The organism is uncultured Tateyamaria sp., from assembly GCF_947497045.1.
Classification (GTDB): Bacteria; Pseudomonadota; Alphaproteobacteria; order Rhodobacterales; family Rhodobacteraceae; genus Tateyamaria.
Window position 1 is genome coordinate 1 of record NZ_CANMEU010000019.1, and the last position, 18,675, is coordinate 18,675.

Consider the following 18,675-nt stretch of genomic DNA (forward strand, 5'->3'; position numbering starts at 1 on the left):
TTCATCAATGTGAACGAAACCACCCGGCATCGCCCAACCCGCAACGTCATCTTCGGGACGATTGACCAGCAAAACATGCAGGTTCCCGCCCATCACAGTGATGATCGCAAGGTCGACTGCGACACTGGGTTTTGTGTATTTATCAAGGCTGGTCATATCTTATATCCAGTCAAGTTATTACTTATTTAGATATAAGATATGTTCGCGTCAACCCATCTTTGAAGAATTCAGTTATTTAGCGGCTTCGAAGAGAAGGTGTGTCGCAACTTTCGGCGTTGGCGATTGGTCAACCAAAACTGTTGCCTACGCCTCGAAGTGGACGGCCCAAAGCCGACCTTAACGCGTCCTCAACCCTGCTGCTGTGCAGCCCGTCAGAGCCGCCATTCGCTGCGTTTGCAAGATTTGGTGGTGGGTGAATTCACACTTAGCGGAGATAGTGTTGAAGAAGTCGACATTGGATCTGCCGATGGGCTCAGCCCAAAGCAGCCGGGCCGCTCCTCTCAGCCTGTTGGTTCTGGTTGCGGAACCAACTTGGCGAGTTTTCTGAGGTTTTGGGCCGTGGCTGCGAGTTGGAACTGTTCATATGCGCCTTTGGGCCCTCGAAGTCGCATCATCGGCACGCCGATGTATCGCTTCAGATGAGCGAAGAGCATCTCCACTTTCCGCCTTTGGATGAACGAGGTCATGTAGGCGTCTGTCTTGCGGATATCGCGGGCGACATCTCTGGCAGCTTCATGCACGGAGCGCATGAGACGTCTCCCATTGTCCTTCGGACAGCATTGAGGCTTCAACGGGCATGCATCGCAATCGTGCTTTGAAGCGCGGTATCTGATGAAGCCGTCTTTGCCACCATTTGCCTTTCGCGGCTTGGAAAAGTTCCGGCGATAGGTCCGTAGTTCCTTTTTGCCGGGGCATGTGTAGCTGTCGGTCGCAGGGTCGTAGACAAAATCTTCACGTGAGAACGTTCCGTCCGTCCGTTTCGATTTGTCCCAGACGGGAATGTGCGGAGCGATGCCACGCTCTTCCACCAACCAGCCCAGCATCTCTGCTGACCCGTAGCCCGTATCGCCAACCAGTTTGTCTGGTGTCATGTCGAAGCGGTCTGTGATCCGGTCGATCATGCGCCGTGCGGCAAACGCCTCAGCGGTTCGGATCGGAACCGACGGCTCGACGTCCACGATCACAGCATTGTCCAAATCCACCATGTAGTTGGTGGAATAGGCAAAGAAGGCTGCCCCGCCATCTGCCCCTGTCCAGCGTGCGGCGGGATCGACGGGTGAGATGTATTTGGGGACGACTTTGGTGGACGCGCCAAAGGCGGCGTCATCCAGCGTTTCGAGATATTCCTCGACGACGCGCGTGGCCAGTTCCGGTGGCAGACCCTCCTTGCTATCAATGCCGCGCGTCTGGTTCGCATTGGCAGGGATCAAGCTTGCATCAACGCCGAAGCTCTCCCCGCCAACTAGGCCCTCATCCATGCAACGTCTCAGAACGGCTTCGAAAAGGTGTCGGAACAAACCGCTCTCCCGGAAACGCCCATGCCGGTTCTTTGAGAACGTAGAATGGTCTGGAACCGGATCTGTCAGGTCGAGTTGGCAAAACCACCTGTACGCCAGGTTGAGATGAACCTCCTCGCACAGCCGCCTCTCAGATCGAATGCCCTGACAGTATCCCAACAACAGTAAATTGGGAACGGGGTCACTAAGGGCTCGGAGCAGACTTTAGACCGCCCATAAACGGAGGGCATTGCCGGACCGCAGGATGGCGACACAACAGCCATTCGGCAGCGCTTTGTGGCAGCAAGGTTATCTTCCGAAAATGCGATGCGCCAAGGGCAGACATATCGCCAGCCCTGTCGGGCGGTCTGGCGATGCCCGGGGCCTGCGGCCTGTTAACCGGGCAGGGTGGATCGACTGAGAGCAGTCACTCTGGGCTCAAACCGGTTCTTCGATGCTTTTTGACTTGTCGTGATTTCAGCGCCCTGCCCTGATTGGATAACTGGCCCTTATCGCAACTTCCGGTCAGTGGGACAAACCCGGCCGTTTGCATACTCTTGCCAGATGTCCGCTTTAACGGTTGGTCGCCATCAATGCACTGCCGCCTAAAAGTAAGGTTCCGCCACCATATCCCATCTGCTTGCGCGCCTTGACACTGTTCAACTTTTTTCGAGCATGAGAAGCCAGCAGCGCATAACCAACAAGCACTATGAATACGACCATCATGGATGTCGCCATTAAGATCAAAAACTGCGGCGCCATTGGATGGGCCGGATTCATGAACTGCGCGAGGAAGGCGACATAGAATAGAATTGCTTTGGGGTTCAGAACACCTGTCAGGAATCCCGCCCGCAAGCTGACGGCGCGTGGGACAGCGTTGGATGAATCAAAAAAATCGTCTTCCACAAGCCGCTTTGCAGCTACTATCTGGGAAATTCCCAGCCACGCCATGTAAGCTACGCCTGCCCATTTAAGAAGCTGATATGCTTCGCTCGAGGTCGCCAGAATGACCCCAATTCCAATATATGAAGCGGTCATCACAACAACACCGCCAAGCAGATCACCTAGGATACAGAAAAGGGCAGCTCCCATTCCTCGCGACAACGATTGACCCAAAACCATGAAAACGCTTGGGCCGGGTATCAGTGAAAGAACGGTATATGCCGCCGCATAGGCTAGCCAAGTCTCGAAGGTCATTGGTCAGTCCTTTTCAATCTCTTGCAGCGCGGGTCCAAGGTAAATGCTCTCGGCGGTCTTCTTGCAATCATCGAGTACGCTGGAGCTACTCCCAATATCGCCGGGATTGCGGACACCACAGGCTCGAACCAGATGTTGTTTATCAAACCCTAGCCCGGTGAAACTCGCCGAAAAGCTCTTTAGCAGGTCAGCGTATCTGTCCTCAGGTTCGCCCTGAGTTTGAAGTAGCACGACGTGGCGACCACCGCTCAACCGGCTTTTCTGAGAAGCAGTTGGATAGTCAGGGACGAAGAACGAGAAGAAGCGATCAATAGCCAACTTCAGTTGCCCACTGACGCTCGTGAAATATACTGGCGATGCCAAGACGAGTACCTGAGCTTGGGATATTGCCGCCAGCACTGGCGTCAATTCATCTGTCTGACCGCAATGCTCGGAACCCGTCTTGCATTCGAAGAGGTTTCTGCAACCATTGTACTGCAAGTCGGACAATGAAAACTTTTGAATCCGAGCTCCATTTACCTCGGCGTGCTCCAAAAACACTTTCGCCAAAGTATCGCTGTTGCCGTCCCGCCGTGGGCTGCCCAACAGGCATACAGTGTTCATTGGAGTTGAGTTCATTGTCTCGCTCAGGTTTTTGCCATGCTGACCTTAGCCACATCGCAGAGTTTTGGAAAGTTGGGCTCGCTCCGGACCTTAGCTACAACGTGTTCTGATGGCGGTCCCGCGGGACGAAGCGACCGTCAAGGGATGACCCGCGAAGGTCTGCTCCTAAATCGCTCTTAAGCTATGTGGCGGCTGAGATAAGCGCCTTATCAAGACGTATCCCGGAGCGTTTTCAGACCCAGCATTACCGCAGCGCCGATCAGGAACACGCTACCAATCCGATGGACCAAGACAGTCGCACTGCCTTTCAGTTTGCTAGCCAACCAACTCGCGCTGACGCCGTAGCTGGCCAAAAACGTGCCGTCCACAACGAGATATGTGATCGAAAGTGCAAGAAATTGAGGAACGAAGGGATGGCTTGGGTCGATGAATTGAGGAAACAAGGCTGCGAAAAAAACAACGGCTTTGGGGTTTGCCGCAGAGGTGAGGAAACCCTGCCCCCAAAGGGCTTTTAAGGATGCGGACGGAGCCGCACCCGCCGTCGTTTTGGCATGGGTCGCATGTCGCCACATACGAAAACCCATCCAGATCAAATAGGCTACGCCTGCCCATTTTATGATCGTCAAAGCGTTTTGCGATGTCACCAGAATTGCCGCCAGTCCCAAACCAGCGGCAAGCATTTGAAGCGCGTTCGCAGTCAAATCGCCAGCGGCAGTTGCGAGCGATGGCCGAAACCCATGTGTCATACTGTTGGACAACATCAGAAGATGGCTGGGACTTGGTATGATCATAAAGGCCAATACCGTCGCCAAATAGGCCAACCAGATTTCAAAGCTCACGGGCGCGTTCCTTCTTCAGTCAAAGCCGCCTCTGGCGTAGATTCATCCTTGATGGATAGCAGCACGGCGATCAACACAACAGCACCACCTATGAACGTCGCTTTGCTTGGCATTTCTGCAAAGATGAAGAACGCGAGTATTGGCGCAAGCGGTGTTTCCAGTGCGCTCAACAGGGCCGTTTGACCTGATGGAACACGCTTTGCGCCTTCGGCTAGTGTTACCGATGCTATAGCGAACAGCAGGCCGAATGCTGCTAAGACTGCTATCTCAAAAGGGGCGGTTTCAAACGGTGCACCAAATATGAAAGATGGCAGGATCAGGAAAAGAGACTGCATGACGGATGGGCCTGCGCCGGGTGTTTGTGGGTAGACCCTGTAAATTACCATGATGGTTGCCATTGCGTTGGTCATGACCAGTGCGAGGGCATCGCCTGTCAGGTTCACCGAGCCAATGGAGCCCACAACAATAACCCCCACGCCGATGAGAGCGAGAAGCGACCCAGCGAGTGTTCGTCTCGTAATTCGCTCTCCTATGGCAAGCCAGGCCAGCATCGCCGCGACCAAGGGTGCGGCGGCATATATCAAGGACACATTGGCGATAGATGTGAGCTTGAATGCTGGAATAAATGCCGCCGTGCCAATCGCGCCTATGACACCAACGGCCCAACCGCTTTTTCCCATGTTGAAAAAGTTCTGCCGGAACGTGCCTTTGCCTAGTGTCCACCCAGTCGTGAAACCGGCAGCGAACACACCTCGCCAAAAAATTACAGACCACGCCCCTGCAACAACGCCTTTCGTGAAAGTACCAGCCGTGCTGTAGGTCATTGCCGCTACGATCAGCAAAATAACGCCGACAGAATACTCTGTTCGTTTTTCAAACACGCTTTAGACCCCAACCAAAAGGAACAGATTCTCTGTAGCGCAAAGCAGAAGAGGAACGGTTCTCTTCGCGGCGCAAACTCCTGTTTATTAGGCGATACAAAGTCATACGGCCCTTCACAAACGAGAAGAAATCACTTGATAGATTACGAAATCTAATGTGTATGAGTTTATGTCCTCCTTGCCCCCCTTAAACGCTCTACGCGCCTTTGAAGTGGCAGCACGTCATTTGAGCTTCAAAAGGGCAGCCGATGAGCTGAACGTGACGCCAGCAGCGATCAGTCATCAGGTGAAGGCCCTTGAGGAGTGGCTCGGAACCCCCTTGTTTCATCGCTTGACCCGTGCACTACGACTGACGGAGGCCGGACAAGAGGCGCTGCCAACGCTGACACAGGGTTTCGGGACACTGGTTGAGGCCATAGGCCAAATGCAAGCAAACGCTGACAGCAAAGTACTCACTGTCAGTGTCAGCCCATCGTTTGGGACAATGTGGTTAGTGCCTAAGCTAGACCGTTTTCGGGCGCGTCACCCAGACATTGAAATCAGGATCGATGGCACCGATAGACTCGTTAATATTGCGCAGGGCGATGCTGATGTGGCCGTTCGCTATGGGGCAGGAGACTACAAACGTGTGCGGGTCGACCTGTTGTTCACCCAGCGGAACACGCCCGTTTGTAGCCCGGCTTTGTTGGAGGGCGATTTTCCGCTGCGCGAACCGAACGATCTTCGCGACCACACCTTGCTCCATGTTGATTGGAAAGACGCAGATGCAAGCTGGCGCATGTGGCTCATGGCGGCGGGCGTCGCAGGCATCAACGCTGCACGCGGCCCGCATTTCACGCAGGAAGGCATGGCCGTTCAGGCCGCGCTGGATGGACAAGGCGTCGCCTTGATAGGGGATAAGCTAGTTGAGGATTATCTGACCACAGGCGCATTGGTTTGCCCGTTCGCGCCCGATATGAGCACGCCCCTTACATTTTCTCACTATCTGCTAAGCCCGATGGGTGTGGCCGCACAGCCCAAAGTCACTGCATTTCGTGAATGGTTGATCGGAGAGCTGCAAAACACTGATCCGGCTTTATGATGATTGCCGTTCTTATGGTTTATAATATCAGTAGAAGAGCCCCTTTGGTTATCCCATCGCAGACTTGATCAAGAGTAGAACGGCTCCGATCGACGCGATGGATAGCATCAGGATGCGTCCCATCGCTTGCGTCATGTATCGCCGGGCCCATCTTCCAATGCCGAAACCTATCAACAATCCTGGCAGGAGCATCAGGCCGTCCATTGCCAATTTCAAATTAAAGGCTCCGGCATAGGTCAAGGCAACAAGCGAAGTGATGTAGGAGAACGTGAACACAAGGGCCATTGTCGGACGTGTTTTTTCCAATGGTTCGTTCTGATACATGATGACGAGCGGCGCGCCGGGGATGCCTGACGTCGACCCCATCGCCCCGACGGCCACGCCACAGATCGACAGGTTGCGCGTCGTCATTGGTTGCGCCTTGGCGAAGAGGGAAACCGCCACTGCGAGCAGAATCAAGCTGGCAAACAGGATGGCAAGCGAGTCAGTAGGAACCCTTGCCAGGATCGCCGCACCAATAAGTGTCCCGATCAAAATCGTCGGGCACAGAGTCGCGATTTCACGTCTTTCGACATGGGATCGTCCATCGCCGAGCATGAAAAGCGATAGAAACAGGTTTACAAACAACATCGGCCCCGGGACAAATTCCAGACTGATCAGTGCCAGCAAGGGGGCCGCGATCATGGCAAATCCCATACCTGTAGACGTTTGCACGAGGGACGCCACAACTACAGCGCTGTTCGCGATGATGTACGCTAACAGTGAGTGGCTTAGCTCCATCTTATAATCCTGCAATAGTTGATTTTTTTAACCCTTCGTAGGCTTCACGCAGTGAGCAAGCAAACCAGTTTTCTTGACGCTATGAATTAGAAATTCTAAGTCACAAGGAGTCCAGACCTTCAAGGAAAGTGAATGAGCCACCGATTACCACCCCTCAATGGGTTGCGTGCGTTTGAAGCCTCAGCTCGCCACCTCAGCTTCAAAACCGCTGCACGCGAGCTTGGTGTTACCCCCGGTGCAGTGAGCCAGCAGGTCAAAAACCTGGAAGGTACATTGGAGGTCAACCTCTTCAGGCGGCTCCCGCGTGGTCTTTTGCTGACGGAGGTAGGCAGTGCTTACCTGCCTGATCTAAGCCGCACCTTTCGGATCATTTCCAAGTCAACCGAGGCCATTGCACCAGCACTGTCGAACAGGAAATTGCAGATCGGTGTTGGTGAAAAGCTCAGCCAATACCTGCCAGCAAATTGGCCAAAAGGCTGCGGAGATCTTCCATCGCACATCGCAAACCCGATCAAGGCCAGCGATCCGGAGCTGGTTCGTTCCGGAGAGATCGATGGTCTGCTTCTGCTGAAACGTATCCATACCCATGGCTTGAGCAACGAAGCCGTCGCATCCATTCATGATCAAGGCATGGATCGAAATGTCTTCTTCGTCTGTTCCATCGGCCTGGCAGGCTGCAGCCAATCGCGCGCCCTGGTCTCGTCACTCGTACATACGTTTTCTGAACCCAAATCAGATTTGGGCTCCGGAAACCGCGAGCGCGACTAAGCGGTCATCGTTACCGGTGAAACATCTGTGAATATGGGCTCTTTTCCCTTTTTCGCCGGGCTTTGTCCGAACGGGTCCTTTCAGATCATCGCTACCTCGCGTCTTTTACTTCTCTTTGGACCCCGAGCTTAACACCGCTCCCGCGATTGCAAAGAGCGCCCCAAGGACCGTTGCAATAGTTACTATACCAAGGCCGAATATGGCCAAGAGGATCATTGCAACCAATGGTGTTAGAAACGCCAAGCTGGATATCGTCGCAGCGGAACCTTCTCTCGTGGCCTTGTCCCAGAAGATATTCGCAACGGTGAAGGGACCTATGCCCATGAGAACGATGGCAAGCCATTGACCTGTGGTCGGCCAGTAGGCCGGTTCAAGAATGAAATGTGCAGCTAGTGCGGCAATACCGGCCAGCCCGAGTGAGGGGCCAACGACATTTGTCTCGACTTGCGCAAGTGAGCGCCCAACCGAATAGATTGCAAACGTAAGTGCTCCACATGCGCCAAGGAATACACCGATCAGATCAAGGCCGCCTCCCATTTGCGGAGATAGCGCGACAGCAACACCGACAAAGCCGCAGGCGATACCCACGGTCTGAAGCAGTGAGGGTGCGCGCCGGTGCAAAGCAGATGCCAACCCGACAAGAAAGACTGGCCACAGATAATGCACCACATTGGCCTCCGCAGGACCGATGCGGGCGATTGCGGCTAGATAGAACGCATTGTTGCCCATCAGGCTGATGGCCACGAAGGCCAGGGTTCTAATCGGTACGGTCGCGAAAGTCGTGAGCGTCTTTTGTTTGGCAGCCAGCACAAACGAAAACAGGAAGCCAATCAGTGCTGATGCCCCCAAGACCAGCAAAGGCGGGGCTGGGTAGGCGATTATGGCAAGCGCAGGCCAGCTTGCCCAAAGAACCACTGCGCCTCCGACAAGAGCGAATGTCCTGGCCTTTGGCCCACCGGGAAAGATCGAACGCACCCACGCTTCAAACTGGTCAAACCTGCGTTGGTGTGTGGCGGTTAGCGTCCCATTGATCTGCATATCAGCAATATCCTGTCTCAGTTGCCCGAACGATGCAGCCTGAGGCCAAATTGTGCAATCTATCGAAATGCAAAAGAGCTGGTAGTCGGGCAAGCGGCACATATGGCAAGAAGTTCCACACCATGGACATAAACGTAATGCCAATAGCCGCCGTTCGCTGCATCGTGCCCGAACTGGTAAGACGCGGACAAAGTGAACTTTCGCTGCATCTGCGCCAAGGTCTGTTTTCAAGAACGCCTTAAATCGGTTAGCTAAGACTAGCATCATCAAAAGCAGTGGAGATTGACGCCGTTGAAGTACAAAGCAGCTCGAAGGGCAAAATTGGTTGACCTTGAGCCGATGTTGCGACTGCCTAAAAGGCCAGGGCACAATTCTGTAGGCAAGAGAAGCTTAGCTTTCTGCCATCCAAATCACAGTCGAGAAACGCTAGAGACTTATTTTGGAACTTTCCCGCAAGCGATGTTTGTGAGCGAGGAAGAAAACCAAATCATCAGTTTTGCGTGCGCGATCCGAACATCTGACAAGCCAATACAAGAGCCAATAGTTTGGTCGGATGCGACAGGTGATGGAGCGACGTTAAATCATGACAAGAATGGAGCGTGGCTATATGTCAGTCGCCTTACATATACAGCAGGTGCTGGACATGCTCACGTATCGAAGGAAATAGGTCCGCTCCTTGTGTCCCTGCAAGAATTGACTGTGAGGTTAAAATTACAAGGCGTAGCTTTCCCTACACGCTTTTCTGGATTCCGCGAACGGTCGGGGACGACCGAGTTTCAAAGGTCGACAATTGACGACAAGGGTTCGTTGGAACGGTCGGGACTACGGCCTCTCGGCATCGCCTTCCAAGCGGGTTTTGAACATGAAATAGCCTTGCCGAACTATCTGGGTGATGGGAAGCACTTCGCAATGATGGTTTGGAGAAACGAGCAGTGACAAAAAAGTGAATCTGAAAGCTGAGGTTCTTTTCAATCACAGCATTCAGCAGTCTTGGTTCGGAGCGGTCATCTGCCATATTCAGTAGGACATTGATCCGGTTTTGACCGTCCCAAAGCCTACTAAGCGGACAATCTGCCGTTTGCCCAATGCCACCAAGGGTCAGATTACGGTACGCGTAGACCAGTCGAACGCCTTGACCTCTAGCGCTTGGTCTCTGAAATAGAAGTGGTAGTGCCTAGTGCCAATGCCCGTCATTGCTATCCAAGGTGTCGCGTCCAGATCGTCACGGGTATCGCCTGAAATTTCATAGAACTCGCCCCAAGCCGGTGCTAGGCCACTGAAACGGCATTGGCCATTATACCATCCGTGGTCGTTTTTGCTTGTAATGCGGTATCTTTCGCAATTTTTAAACCTGATCGATATCCAAGAGACACGCTCGAACTCAGGATAAAGAAATGGGTTAGGTCTAAAACGCGCGACGAGAGAGGTGTCGTCCTGCTCGACTTGGAGATCTGGCGCATTTGGTTCCGCATTCCAACCAGCGTTGAGTTGGGTGAATCTCAGCATCGTTAATTGGTCTCCGGTGAGAATTTCAAAAGCTGGATAGCAGACATTTGTGCGCGACGCAGCATTCGGTAAAGCGGTAGCGACTTCAAATCTGTGCTCGGTGACCGACAGGCAGATTTTGCCGACATTCATTCGTTGCGAATTTGTGCGTTTGGATAGAGCTTCCGGATGACAGAGCGGCGCATTTGCATGGCAAGTGGATCATGAAAGATTCCCAGTGCGTTGGCTGCCTGTTCTGACGTTAACCAGCCATCCGAAATACGCCACCGACGAAAGAAGAACCAATCGATACTATTGCTTCTTGAGAAAGCTAGACCACGTCGCGCCCGTTCTTTTGTCCAAGGCTCGCCGAGCTTGGCCTTTGGGCCATACCTTGCCCGCATCTCTTTGTTTGACGCCTCGCTTTGTGCCACGCTGGCATCAACATCTTCGTCGGTTATTACTGTAAGGCGGGACAGCTCATCTCCAATGTCAGCAGGCATCGTTTCACAAGCTTCTACCAGAGCATCAACAAAACGCGGGTCAGTTGAGATAGTCATGTTCCAAGTCTTGGGTTGAACGCGCCAAAAAATCAGCTCCGCTCTTTTGGTCCAAGTGTTAGTTTCAAAGAGACCTAATACACCGAGAACCTTACGAACTTTCTCGTAAGCGTGTGCACAGCCAAGTCCATTGGAACTGTTAATGTTTACATTAGGAAGAGAAGGGCCACCTATCCGAGTTACGACGAACTGTCCCTTTTTGGGTGGCGGCAGGCTTCCGTCATGTAGCCTGTACGAGAGTTCATTTTGCTGGCTTGCCAGATAAAGCACTGCGACGCAGATATCGTCCCAACGAGGTAACACAGCAGGACGTTTAGGCGCATCAAGTGGAACGGCGCCTCGTTCGGTTTCACGGGCGTAGCCGAGTTTTGCGAGTGCCTCACAACCCATTTGAAATGCACTTGAAAAGCTGTGCTCCCAGCCCTCGCCGTTGTGAGCCAATGGCAGGTCATTCGATAAATATTTGCAAGCCGCTTCGGGCCATTCTGGGTTTGTGTTGTCGGACGACATTGCTGATTTGGCTACTTATTTTGATTGAGATGACTACCCAAAACTATTTGTGAGGATACATCAATTTGAGCTCTTATCGGGACAAAGTTACCATTTCTTTTCGGGTACGCAGAGGCGTTGAGAGCGTTTAATTTCGCACGAACTTCCATGCTGCAAAGCCAAGCATAGCAATGCCAAGTAGACCAAACGGCGCTGCCGTTCTCAAATCGGTCATGAAGCAACAGTCTCTATACGCTGCCAAAAACGTGCTATCCCACGCTTCGAAGCCGCTATGGGTGAAGAGCACACCCTTACCAACCTGAACAATTATCCAAGCCGCAATGATGAATAAAATTCCAAAAATGAGGGCGATCCATTTCATGATTTCTGTATAGCCGTACTGCTCAGTTGAGCAAGTTTGGGCTCGTGGCTGCCCTCGGAGCGAACTCAATATGCAGAAACCAAAGGTCCTTTGCTTCGTTGATAACCGTCCATTCCTGCCAATCACTTTCCGGTCAAGATGTTGCGGTCGCGCCCGCAAAGCCGCGATTCGCTGCATCGGCGACAGTCATGCGTCCTGTGCGACCGGCAGGGCGGGACAAAACACCATTTCACCGCAGTTGCGCCAAAGTCCGCTACCTTTCTGGATCAACGGTGCCATCAAAACTCAATAGACTGTTCTGCGCAGATTGAATCAATCGATGTCGTTTTCAGCACGCCTCTCCGATTTTAAGGCACGGCTAGGTGGGCAGACTTCTTGCATAAATTTTGCAAGTGTTCCGCCTAGGTTGTCAGCCTTCATGCCGTATTTGACAAACTGACCCCCCCGCTTCTTCCAGATCAGATCAGCGGACTCAAGGATCGAAAGGTGCTTGGAAATAGCGGGTTGTGACATGTCAAAACGTTCAGCAACCACGCCAGCCGTCAATGGTCCTTCTGACAGATATGCCAGTATCCGACGTCGCGTTGTCGATGCCAAAGCTTCGAACACCTTGTCAGGGCTTGACATAATTTCACCTTTTAACTTATTAGTTATATATCTAATATTGTAATCTTTGTGGTTTGGAGTTTCAAGATGTACTTGCATGCAACAGATCGAGTGTTTCCCAACAGTCAAACCAATGCAGTCCAAGGCACCATCTACTGGGATGCGACAAAATCGGTTTGGCTGTTTTTCATGATCGCAGGAGGCATAGCTGCAATCTCCTTAACCCCAAGTTGGAGCGGGTTAGCCGTATTCCTTGGAACGACTGCAATCACAATTTGTGCTGGTCATTCCGTCGGCATGCATAGGCTGTTTATTCACAAGTCATTTCAAACACCTAAATGGCTAGAATACGCTCTCGTATGGCTTGGGACCCTTGTTGGTATGGCAGGCCCGTTTGGTATGATCCGGGCACATGACATGCGGGATTGGCATCAACGCCAAACTACTTGCCCCCCACACCCCAGCCATGGTGCAGGCTTTTGGCGCGATGCATGGTGGCAAATGCATTGTCGGTTCGACCTCGACAATCCACCGGATTTTGTGATCGAACCTGAGATTGCAAACGACCGTGTGTATCGGTGGATGGAACGTCACTGGATGGCACAGCAACTCTTCGTTGCCATCCCGTTCTTTTTGATTGGCGGTATAGAGTTTGTCCTTTGGGGAGTTTGCTTGCGTGTCGCGGTCTCATTGATCGGACATTGGATGGTCGGCCATTTCTCGCACAAACAAGGGCATCAAGGATGGACTGTAGAAGGTTTGCCAGTGCAAGGGTTCAACCTAGTTGGTCTTGGACTAATCACATTTGGCGAAAACTGGCATTCCAATCATCATGCGTTCCCGCACTCGGCCAGACTTGGTATAGAGAAGGGACAGATGGACCCCGGGTATTGGTTCATAAAATGCCTCGCAGCTGTCGGTTTGGCCCACAAAATTCTAGCCCCAGCTGACTTGCCAGAACGCAAGGGCCTCAAAAGGTTGGAACGCTGTAGGGTTGCTCGTTCCAAGCGACAAGAGTTGTTCGATGAAAACAATGCAATATGCAGCGCGGCTAAGCGGACATTGGCGCATTGAGCAGCATCGGTCTATGTGGGCTCGAAGCCGACCTCCGCCGCGTTCAACGCAAGCGTTGGCTATGAAGGCGGTTAGAATAATTTCTATATTATCATTACCAATATCCAACATGACGAATGAAGCTCAGCTAGCAACGATTGTGAGACTCAACGTCATGCTCTGAATAGATTCGCGGTGACCCGCAGAAAGTTGCAATTCAACAGTGCAGTTGGCCAACCAGAGCAACGGCATTCTTCCGAAACTTGGTCGTCTAAGGCGCTGGCTGGGGCGAAACTACCCACTCGGAGCTGCGCGTTTGATCATACCGAAAAGATCACGCGGATCGTCGGGGTCAGCCAGCATGTCGAGATCGATATAGTGGTCGGTACTCTCGAGTTGGTCGCGGATATAGCGTAGGGCCGAGAAGTCTTCAGTGGCAAAACCGACGCTATCGAACAGCGTGATCTGACGATCCGATGCACGGCCTTTTGCCTTGCCGATCATTACTTCCCAGAGTTCGGTAATGGGATAGTCGTCGTTCAGTTGCTGGATCTCGCCCTCGATCCGGGTCTGAGGAGGGTATTCGACGAAGATGTCGGAGCGCAGCAAGATGTCTTTGTGGAGCTCTGTCTTGCCCGGACAATCGCCACCGATCGCGTTGATGTGCATGCCTGCGCCGACCATGTTGTCGGTCAGGATGGTTGCATACTGCTTGTCCGCCGTGCATGTCGTGACGATGTCAGCACCACTGACGGCCTCTTGGGACGACTTGCAGGCTGTGACGCGGAGACCACTTCCCGAGAGGTTGGCAGCGGCCTTCACAGTTGCTTCCGGATCGACATCATAGAGCTGGACCGTGTCAATGCCGATGACTTCCTTGAATGCCAGAGCCTGGAATTCGCACTGCGCTCCGTTGCCGATTATCGCCATCGTTTTGGCACACTTGGGGGCTAGATACTTTGCAGCGATCGCGGACGTGGCGGCCGTCCTGAGCGCCGTCAGTATGGTCATCTCGGATAGAAGTACCGGATAACCGTTGTCGACCCGCGCCAGCATGCCTAAGGCGGTCACGGTCTGGAAACCGCGCGCCATATTGGCCGGATGGCCGTTTACATATTTGAAGCCGTACGTCTCGCCGTCACTAGTCGGCATCAACTCGATCACGCCTTCCTTGGAATGGGAAGCAACGCGCGGAGTTTTGTCGAAACTCTCCCATCGCAGGAAGTCCGCTTCGATGTAGTCGGCAAGTTCGGCGAGTATCTTTGCCGGGCCGATCGTGTTCACGATCTTCATCATGTTGTCGACGCTGACAAAAGGAACCATGGCTAGTTTCGAGGGTTCGATATTGGATGAAGTGGCAGCGATCGTCTGGGTCATGGATTTGCTCAATTGGTTTGGTTGGAATGGTGGTTAGCGTCTTTTGGAAAGGTGGATGCCGGCCATCATGCAGCGCACTGACCCGCCGGCTGTTTCGATGGTCGGGATGGAAATTGGCAGAAGCGCCGCACGGGCTTCGATGCGTGTCTTTTGATCGCCAGTGAGGCTATCGACACCTTTGGAGGACATAGCGAGATAGCGTGTCGATCCGGCGGTCAGCTCCATCGCATTGCCAGCGAAGGCGTCGATCTGGTCTTCGCTCAAATCGATCACATCACGCCCGGATTCTTCAAGACGCGCTAAGACGGCTTTCCGGCGGTCTGGATCGACAATCATGGATGAGCAAATCAACGCATAGTTCGTGGCGATCGCCATAATGACATTGGTATGGTAGACAGCCGCGCCATCCCGGTTTTCAGATTGGAACACCATCGGCTCAAAGTTGAAGTTGGTGCAGAAGCGCTCGAGAATGACCGGGTCTGCCCGATTGGACTGGGCTGTGTAAGCCACGCGTTCAATGTGATCGAGCACCATGGCTCCCGTGCCTTCGAGAGACAGATTGTCTTCTTCTAGTCCCGAATAGTCGATCACGTCCTGGACACGATATTCCCGTTTGAGGAACTCAACGATATCCCAGCGGCGCTCGAGGCGGCGATTGGCGGTGAACATCGGATATACGGCGATATGACCGCCGGTATGCGTGGAAAACCAGTTGTTGGGGAAGACAGAGTCTGGCGTGTTACGATCGCCATGATCGTCAAATACGTGAACCGTGATGCCTTTGGCTTCAAGAACATTTACCGTCTGATCGAACTCACCAAGGGCCGTGATTGCCTCTTCGCCGGTCACAGAACCGCTGCAAGTCTGAAAAGAGTTATCCGCGGCCGTTTCAGGGTTGGCGGTGAACCGATGCGGTCGGATCATCAGAACGGCAGTAGGGGCCTGTTGCAGGGTCAATGCTGATCCTTCCTCTTATCAAAGGGAGACTTCAAAATTTCCCGGCAATGGTGGTGTGGGAGGAATACCACCATTGCCGGCCAACCATGCGATCAAAATAAGTAGGGAGGACGCCTTCCAGCTGATCGCGGTAGTTAGCTCATCAAGCGACTTTCGTGACGGTGCCCGCTCGCGCCCATTCCGGAAGCCACTCGCCATGCGCTTTGCGCAGCTTGTCGACCATCGCCCAAATCTGATCGAGATCGAGTTCGGCAGATGTGTGCGGGTCCATCATCGCCGCGTGGTAGATCGCTTCCGGATTTTCATCCATCAACGCATCGACGGTCAGCCCTTGTACCGTAACGCTGGGCTGCATCACGGCGGCAAGCTGTGACGGTAACTTGCCAATCCGCGTCGGCTGGAGACCATTTCGGTCCACCAGAATTGGTAGCTCGACGATGGCATCCTGGGGCAGGTTTTCGATCAAATGGTTATTTGGGACATTGCCGTAAATCACGTGCGGCTGTCCGGTCCACATGGCGAGAATTATGTCCGGCGCATACTCGAAGCTGCGCTTGAATGTCATCGGAGCATTACCCTTCAGATTGTCCAAGGCCTTGTCCCAATCGCGCATTTGGTTCACGCAACGGCGCGGATACTCATCGAGTGGGATAGTGAATTTCTCAATTAAATCCTCGCGACCTTCCTTGATAAACCAAGGCGTATACTCCGCAAAATGTTCTGAGCTTTCTGTCACGAAGTAACCAAGGCGCTTCATCATCTCATAACGCACCTTGTCGATACAGCCTGGGTTCGGTTGGCTTTCGTCCTTTGGAAAACGACCCTCAACGTATCCACGCTTGAGATCGGGATAGAGATCGCGCAGTGACCCATCTTCCATGATTTCTTCGAAATTCAGGAAGAAGGAGATGTGGTTGATCCCTGCGCTGGTGTAATTGACCTTTTCCATCGGGATGCCGAGATCACTGGAGAGACCCCACGCTGTCCAGCGGACAGAATGACAGAGGCCGACACTTTTGATCTGGGGATACTTACGCGAGATCGCCATCATATTGATCGCCATCGGGTTTACATACTGAATAAGCGTCGCGTCAGGACATTCCGACAGCATGTCTTCACAGATTGACCAGAGGTGTGGGACCGTCCGAAGCCCACGCATGATGCCTCCGATACCAAGCGTATCGGCGATCGTCTGACGCAGACCAAATTCTTTGGGGATTTCAAAATCTGTGATTGTGCAAGGATCATAGCCTCCAATCTGAAACGCGACGATCACAAAATCCGCACCGTCCAGTGCTTCCTTCTGATCGGTATGTGAAGTGAACTTCGCCTCTACATCGAGAGTATCGACCATGCGCATTGCGACGGTGGCTGACTCTTCAAGACGCTTTTCGTTGATGTCCATCAGGGCGACATGCGCACCTTGAAGTGGCTCCATCTGAAGAATGTCGCCAATTACATTCTTCATGAAGACCGTGGAGCCCGCTCCGATGAATGCGATTTTCGGATATTTCGACATTGGTCACCCTGCAATAAGTTATCTCGCCCGATCATTTAAACCGACATTGCAACCATAAACTTCGCGCAATCGCTTCGTTTTTTCCGGAAAGTGCTTCTTTTGGGTGTGATCGCTCAACTGAATAGGAAGGTCGATGGAGGGCAAGTATCAAAAACCGGAGAAACTGGCGCGAATGGGCGAAGAAATTACCGGAAGCATCTTCATGGTAGGGACGGGGAGTACGATGTCGATCTGCTTCTCGAGAAAACGGACTGGAGCAAAGTGTTAGGCGCTGTTGCATCCGAGCCGAAACAACTTGGAGGATCTACATTGCGTAAACATCTATCACTTACCGGCCTGACCGTTGCCGCATCATTGCTCAGCACCCCGGTCTTTGCCGAAGAGCTCATCATTAACCTGCCACGCTCGACTGAACAGTCTATTGAAGCGACCGAAAACCTGATCGCGGCATTCAAGGAAGCACATCCAGGCATCGAAGTGACCTGGAACAACTTCGATGACGAAACCTATAAAGCCTCGTTCCGAAACTTCTTGGCCGCCAACCCGCCCGATGTCGTAGCGTGGTTCGCAGGCAATCGGATGCGTCCGTTCGTAGAAGCAGGTCTCTTCGAGCCTATCGATGACCTGTGGGCCAAAGCGGGCTTTAACGAACAGTTCAGCGCTGCTGAATCCTCGATGACAATCGATGGCAACATCTACGGCGTGCCATATCAGCAAGCGCCATGGGCCGTCTTCTTTAACCGCGACGTTTATGAGCGGGCAGGGGCGTCTGAGCCTGCGAACTTTGATGAGTTTGTAGAGAACTGTGAGAAGTTTGCGGCGATCGAAGTTGACTGCCTGACAACCGGTACTGTGGATCTTTGGCCGGGTGCTGGCATTTTCGATCTAATCAACCTTCGGACACATGGGTTCGATTTCCATATGCAGCTTGCTGCTGGTGAGATCGAGTGGACTGATCCGCGCGTGCGTGAGACGTTCGAAAACTGGGGGCGCATCGCGCCCTACATCACGGCCGATAACGCAGCGATCGATTGGGACGGCGCTGCCGCTCTTCTCGCCCAAGGGAAAGCGGCCAACTACGTGATCGGGGCTTTCGCCGTGAAGACTTTGCTAAACGGTGGTATGACCGAGGATAGCCTCGGGATGATGTCATTCCCGACAATCAATGCTGATGTGCCTCGTGCGGAAGAGGCCCCGATGGACTCCTACCATATTCCGGTCGGCGCGCCGAACCCGGACAATGCGCGTCTCTTCCTTGAGTTCGTCGGTACGCCCGACCAGCAGACAGCCTACAATGCCACAACTATTCGGATGCCGGTCAACAATCAGGCGACACCTGTTGATGACAAGTATCTGAACATTGGGTTCGAGATGCTTTCGACCGCTGAAGGTCTGTCGCAATTCTTCGACCGCGATGCAGACGCCGACATGGCCAAAGCTGCCATGGAAGGGTTTCAGGAGTTCATGGCGCGTCCAGAGCGCATGGATGACATTCTTGAGCGCTTGGAAGCCACGCGGCAGCGCATCTACAAGTAATACCTTCCTGACTGCCGGCGGACCCCAG

18 protein-coding genes and 1 pseudogene are annotated in these 18,675 nt (G+C 53.0%); 5 read left to right on the plus strand and 14 right to left on the minus strand.

Features of this window, described 5'->3' with window-relative positions; all coding sequences use genetic code 11:
* Positions 1-500: 500 nt before the first annotated feature.
* The 5 genes and pseudogenes from Q0859_RS20595 to Q0859_RS20615 all read right to left on the minus strand — a co-directional run.
* Positions 501-1,685 (minus strand): annotated as a pseudogene (locus Q0859_RS20595) (IS1182 family transposase); the annotation flags it as partial.
* A 384-nt stretch (positions 1,686-2,069) separates the two neighbouring features.
* Complete coding sequence (locus Q0859_RS20600) at positions 2,070-2,693, minus strand: LysE family translocator (RefSeq protein WP_299154876.1); 624 nt, start codon at positions 2,691-2,693, stop codon at positions 2,070-2,072.
* Positions 2,694-2,696: 3 nt separating this feature from the next.
* Positions 2,697-3,296, minus strand: a complete 600-nt coding sequence (locus tag Q0859_RS20605) for an NAD(P)H-dependent oxidoreductase (protein ID WP_299154877.1) — start codon at positions 3,294-3,296, stop codon at positions 2,697-2,699.
* Between the two features lie 209 nt (positions 3,297-3,505).
* A complete protein-coding gene (locus tag Q0859_RS20610; protein WP_299154878.1) occupies positions 3,506-4,135 on the minus strand; it encodes a LysE family transporter in 630 nt (209 codons plus the stop codon).
* Positions 4,132-5,016 (minus strand): EamA family transporter, encoded by an 885-nt coding sequence (locus tag Q0859_RS20615; RefSeq protein ID WP_299154879.1) that lies wholly within the window; start codon positions 5,014-5,016, stop codon positions 4,132-4,134. The genes Q0859_RS20610 and Q0859_RS20615 overlap by 4 nt, the downstream gene beginning before the upstream one ends.
* A 157-nt stretch (positions 5,017-5,173) precedes the next feature.
* On the opposite strand from Q0859_RS20615, the gene gcvA reads away from it, so the two are divergent.
* Positions 5,174-6,097, plus strand: coding sequence for a transcriptional regulator GcvA (gene gcvA / locus Q0859_RS20620; protein ID WP_299154880.1), 924 nt, complete (start codon positions 5,174-5,176; stop codon positions 6,095-6,097).
* 48 nt (positions 6,098-6,145) lie between these two features.
* Here gcvA and Q0859_RS20625 read toward each other — a convergent pair whose 3' ends face one another.
* A complete protein-coding gene (locus Q0859_RS20625; protein ID WP_299154881.1) occupies positions 6,146-6,877 on the minus strand; it encodes a sulfite exporter TauE/SafE family protein in 732 nt (243 codons plus the stop codon).
* A 132-nt stretch (positions 6,878-7,009) separates the two neighbouring features.
* Between Q0859_RS20625 and Q0859_RS20630 the strand changes: the two genes are divergently transcribed.
* On the plus strand, positions 7,010-7,645 hold the full coding sequence (locus Q0859_RS20630; RefSeq protein WP_299154882.1) for a LysR family transcriptional regulator: 636 nt from the start codon (positions 7,010-7,012) through the stop codon (positions 7,643-7,645).
* Between the two features lie 105 nt (positions 7,646-7,750).
* Here the strand turns inward: Q0859_RS20630 and Q0859_RS20635 are convergent, their stop codons facing one another.
* Complete coding sequence (locus Q0859_RS20635) at positions 7,751-8,950, minus strand: DMT family transporter (RefSeq protein ID WP_366523239.1); 1,200 nt, start codon at positions 8,948-8,950, stop codon at positions 7,751-7,753.
* 24 nt (positions 8,951-8,974) lie between these two features.
* On the opposite strand from Q0859_RS20635, the gene Q0859_RS20640 reads away from it, so the two are divergent.
* Positions 8,975-9,619: a hypothetical protein gene (locus Q0859_RS20640; protein ID WP_299154918.1), complete on the plus strand. Its 645-nt coding sequence runs from the start codon at positions 8,975-8,977 to the stop codon at positions 9,617-9,619.
* 162 nt (positions 9,620-9,781) lie between these two features.
* On the opposite strand, the gene Q0859_RS20645 is transcribed toward Q0859_RS20640, so the two are convergent.
* From Q0859_RS20645 to Q0859_RS20660, 4 genes are all read right to left on the minus strand, one after another.
* Positions 9,782-10,321 carry a hypothetical protein gene (locus Q0859_RS20645; protein WP_299154883.1) on the minus strand — a complete coding sequence of 180 codons (540 nt, stop codon included), beginning with the start codon at positions 10,319-10,321 and terminating at the stop codon, positions 9,782-9,784.
* A complete protein-coding gene (locus tag Q0859_RS20650; RefSeq protein WP_299154884.1) occupies positions 10,318-11,238 on the minus strand; it encodes a hypothetical protein in 921 nt (306 codons plus the stop codon). Before Q0859_RS20650 ends, Q0859_RS20645 begins: the two co-directional genes overlap by 4 nt.
* A gap of 127 nt (positions 11,239-11,365) precedes the next feature.
* Positions 11,366-11,599: a hypothetical protein gene (locus tag Q0859_RS20655; protein ID WP_299154886.1), complete on the minus strand. Its 234-nt coding sequence runs from the start codon at positions 11,597-11,599 to the stop codon at positions 11,366-11,368.
* 312 nt (positions 11,600-11,911) lie between these two features.
* Positions 11,912-12,304 (minus strand): metalloregulator ArsR/SmtB family transcription factor, encoded by a 393-nt coding sequence (locus Q0859_RS20660; protein WP_299154888.1) that lies wholly within the window; start codon positions 12,302-12,304, stop codon positions 11,912-11,914.
* Between Q0859_RS20660 and Q0859_RS20665 the strand changes: the two genes are divergently transcribed.
* Positions 12,293-13,279, plus strand: a complete 987-nt coding sequence (locus Q0859_RS20665; protein ID WP_299154890.1) for a fatty acid desaturase — start codon at positions 12,293-12,295, stop codon at positions 13,277-13,279. The two genes, Q0859_RS20660 and Q0859_RS20665, sit on opposite strands and share 12 nt — an antisense overlap.
* Positions 13,280-13,552: 273 nt before the next feature.
* Here Q0859_RS20665 and Q0859_RS20670 read toward each other — a convergent pair whose 3' ends face one another.
* From Q0859_RS20670 to Q0859_RS20680, 3 genes are all read right to left on the minus strand, one after another.
* Positions 13,553-14,635 carry an ornithine cyclodeaminase gene (locus Q0859_RS20670; protein WP_299154891.1) on the minus strand — a complete coding sequence of 361 codons (1,083 nt, stop codon included), beginning with the start codon at positions 14,633-14,635 and terminating at the stop codon, positions 13,553-13,555.
* Positions 14,636-14,668: 33 nt separating this feature from the next.
* The gene (ctlX, locus tag Q0859_RS20675) at positions 14,669-15,592 is read right to left on the minus strand and encodes a citrulline utilization hydrolase CtlX (RefSeq protein ID WP_299154893.1); all 924 of its coding nucleotides are present in this window, start codon (positions 15,590-15,592) and stop codon (positions 14,669-14,671) included.
* 142 nt (positions 15,593-15,734) lie between these two features.
* A complete protein-coding gene (locus tag Q0859_RS20680) occupies positions 15,735-17,111 on the minus strand; it encodes an alpha-glucosidase/alpha-galactosidase (protein ID WP_299154895.1) in 1,377 nt (458 codons plus the stop codon).
* A 105-nt stretch (positions 17,112-17,216) separates the two neighbouring features.
* Here Q0859_RS20680 and Q0859_RS20685 point away from each other — a divergent pair, with 105 nt between their 5' ends.
* Entirely contained in the window at positions 17,217-18,647 is a 1,431-nt protein-coding gene (locus Q0859_RS20685; RefSeq protein WP_299154914.1) for an ABC transporter substrate-binding protein, read from the plus strand.
* Positions 18,648-18,675: the final 28 nt, after the last annotated feature.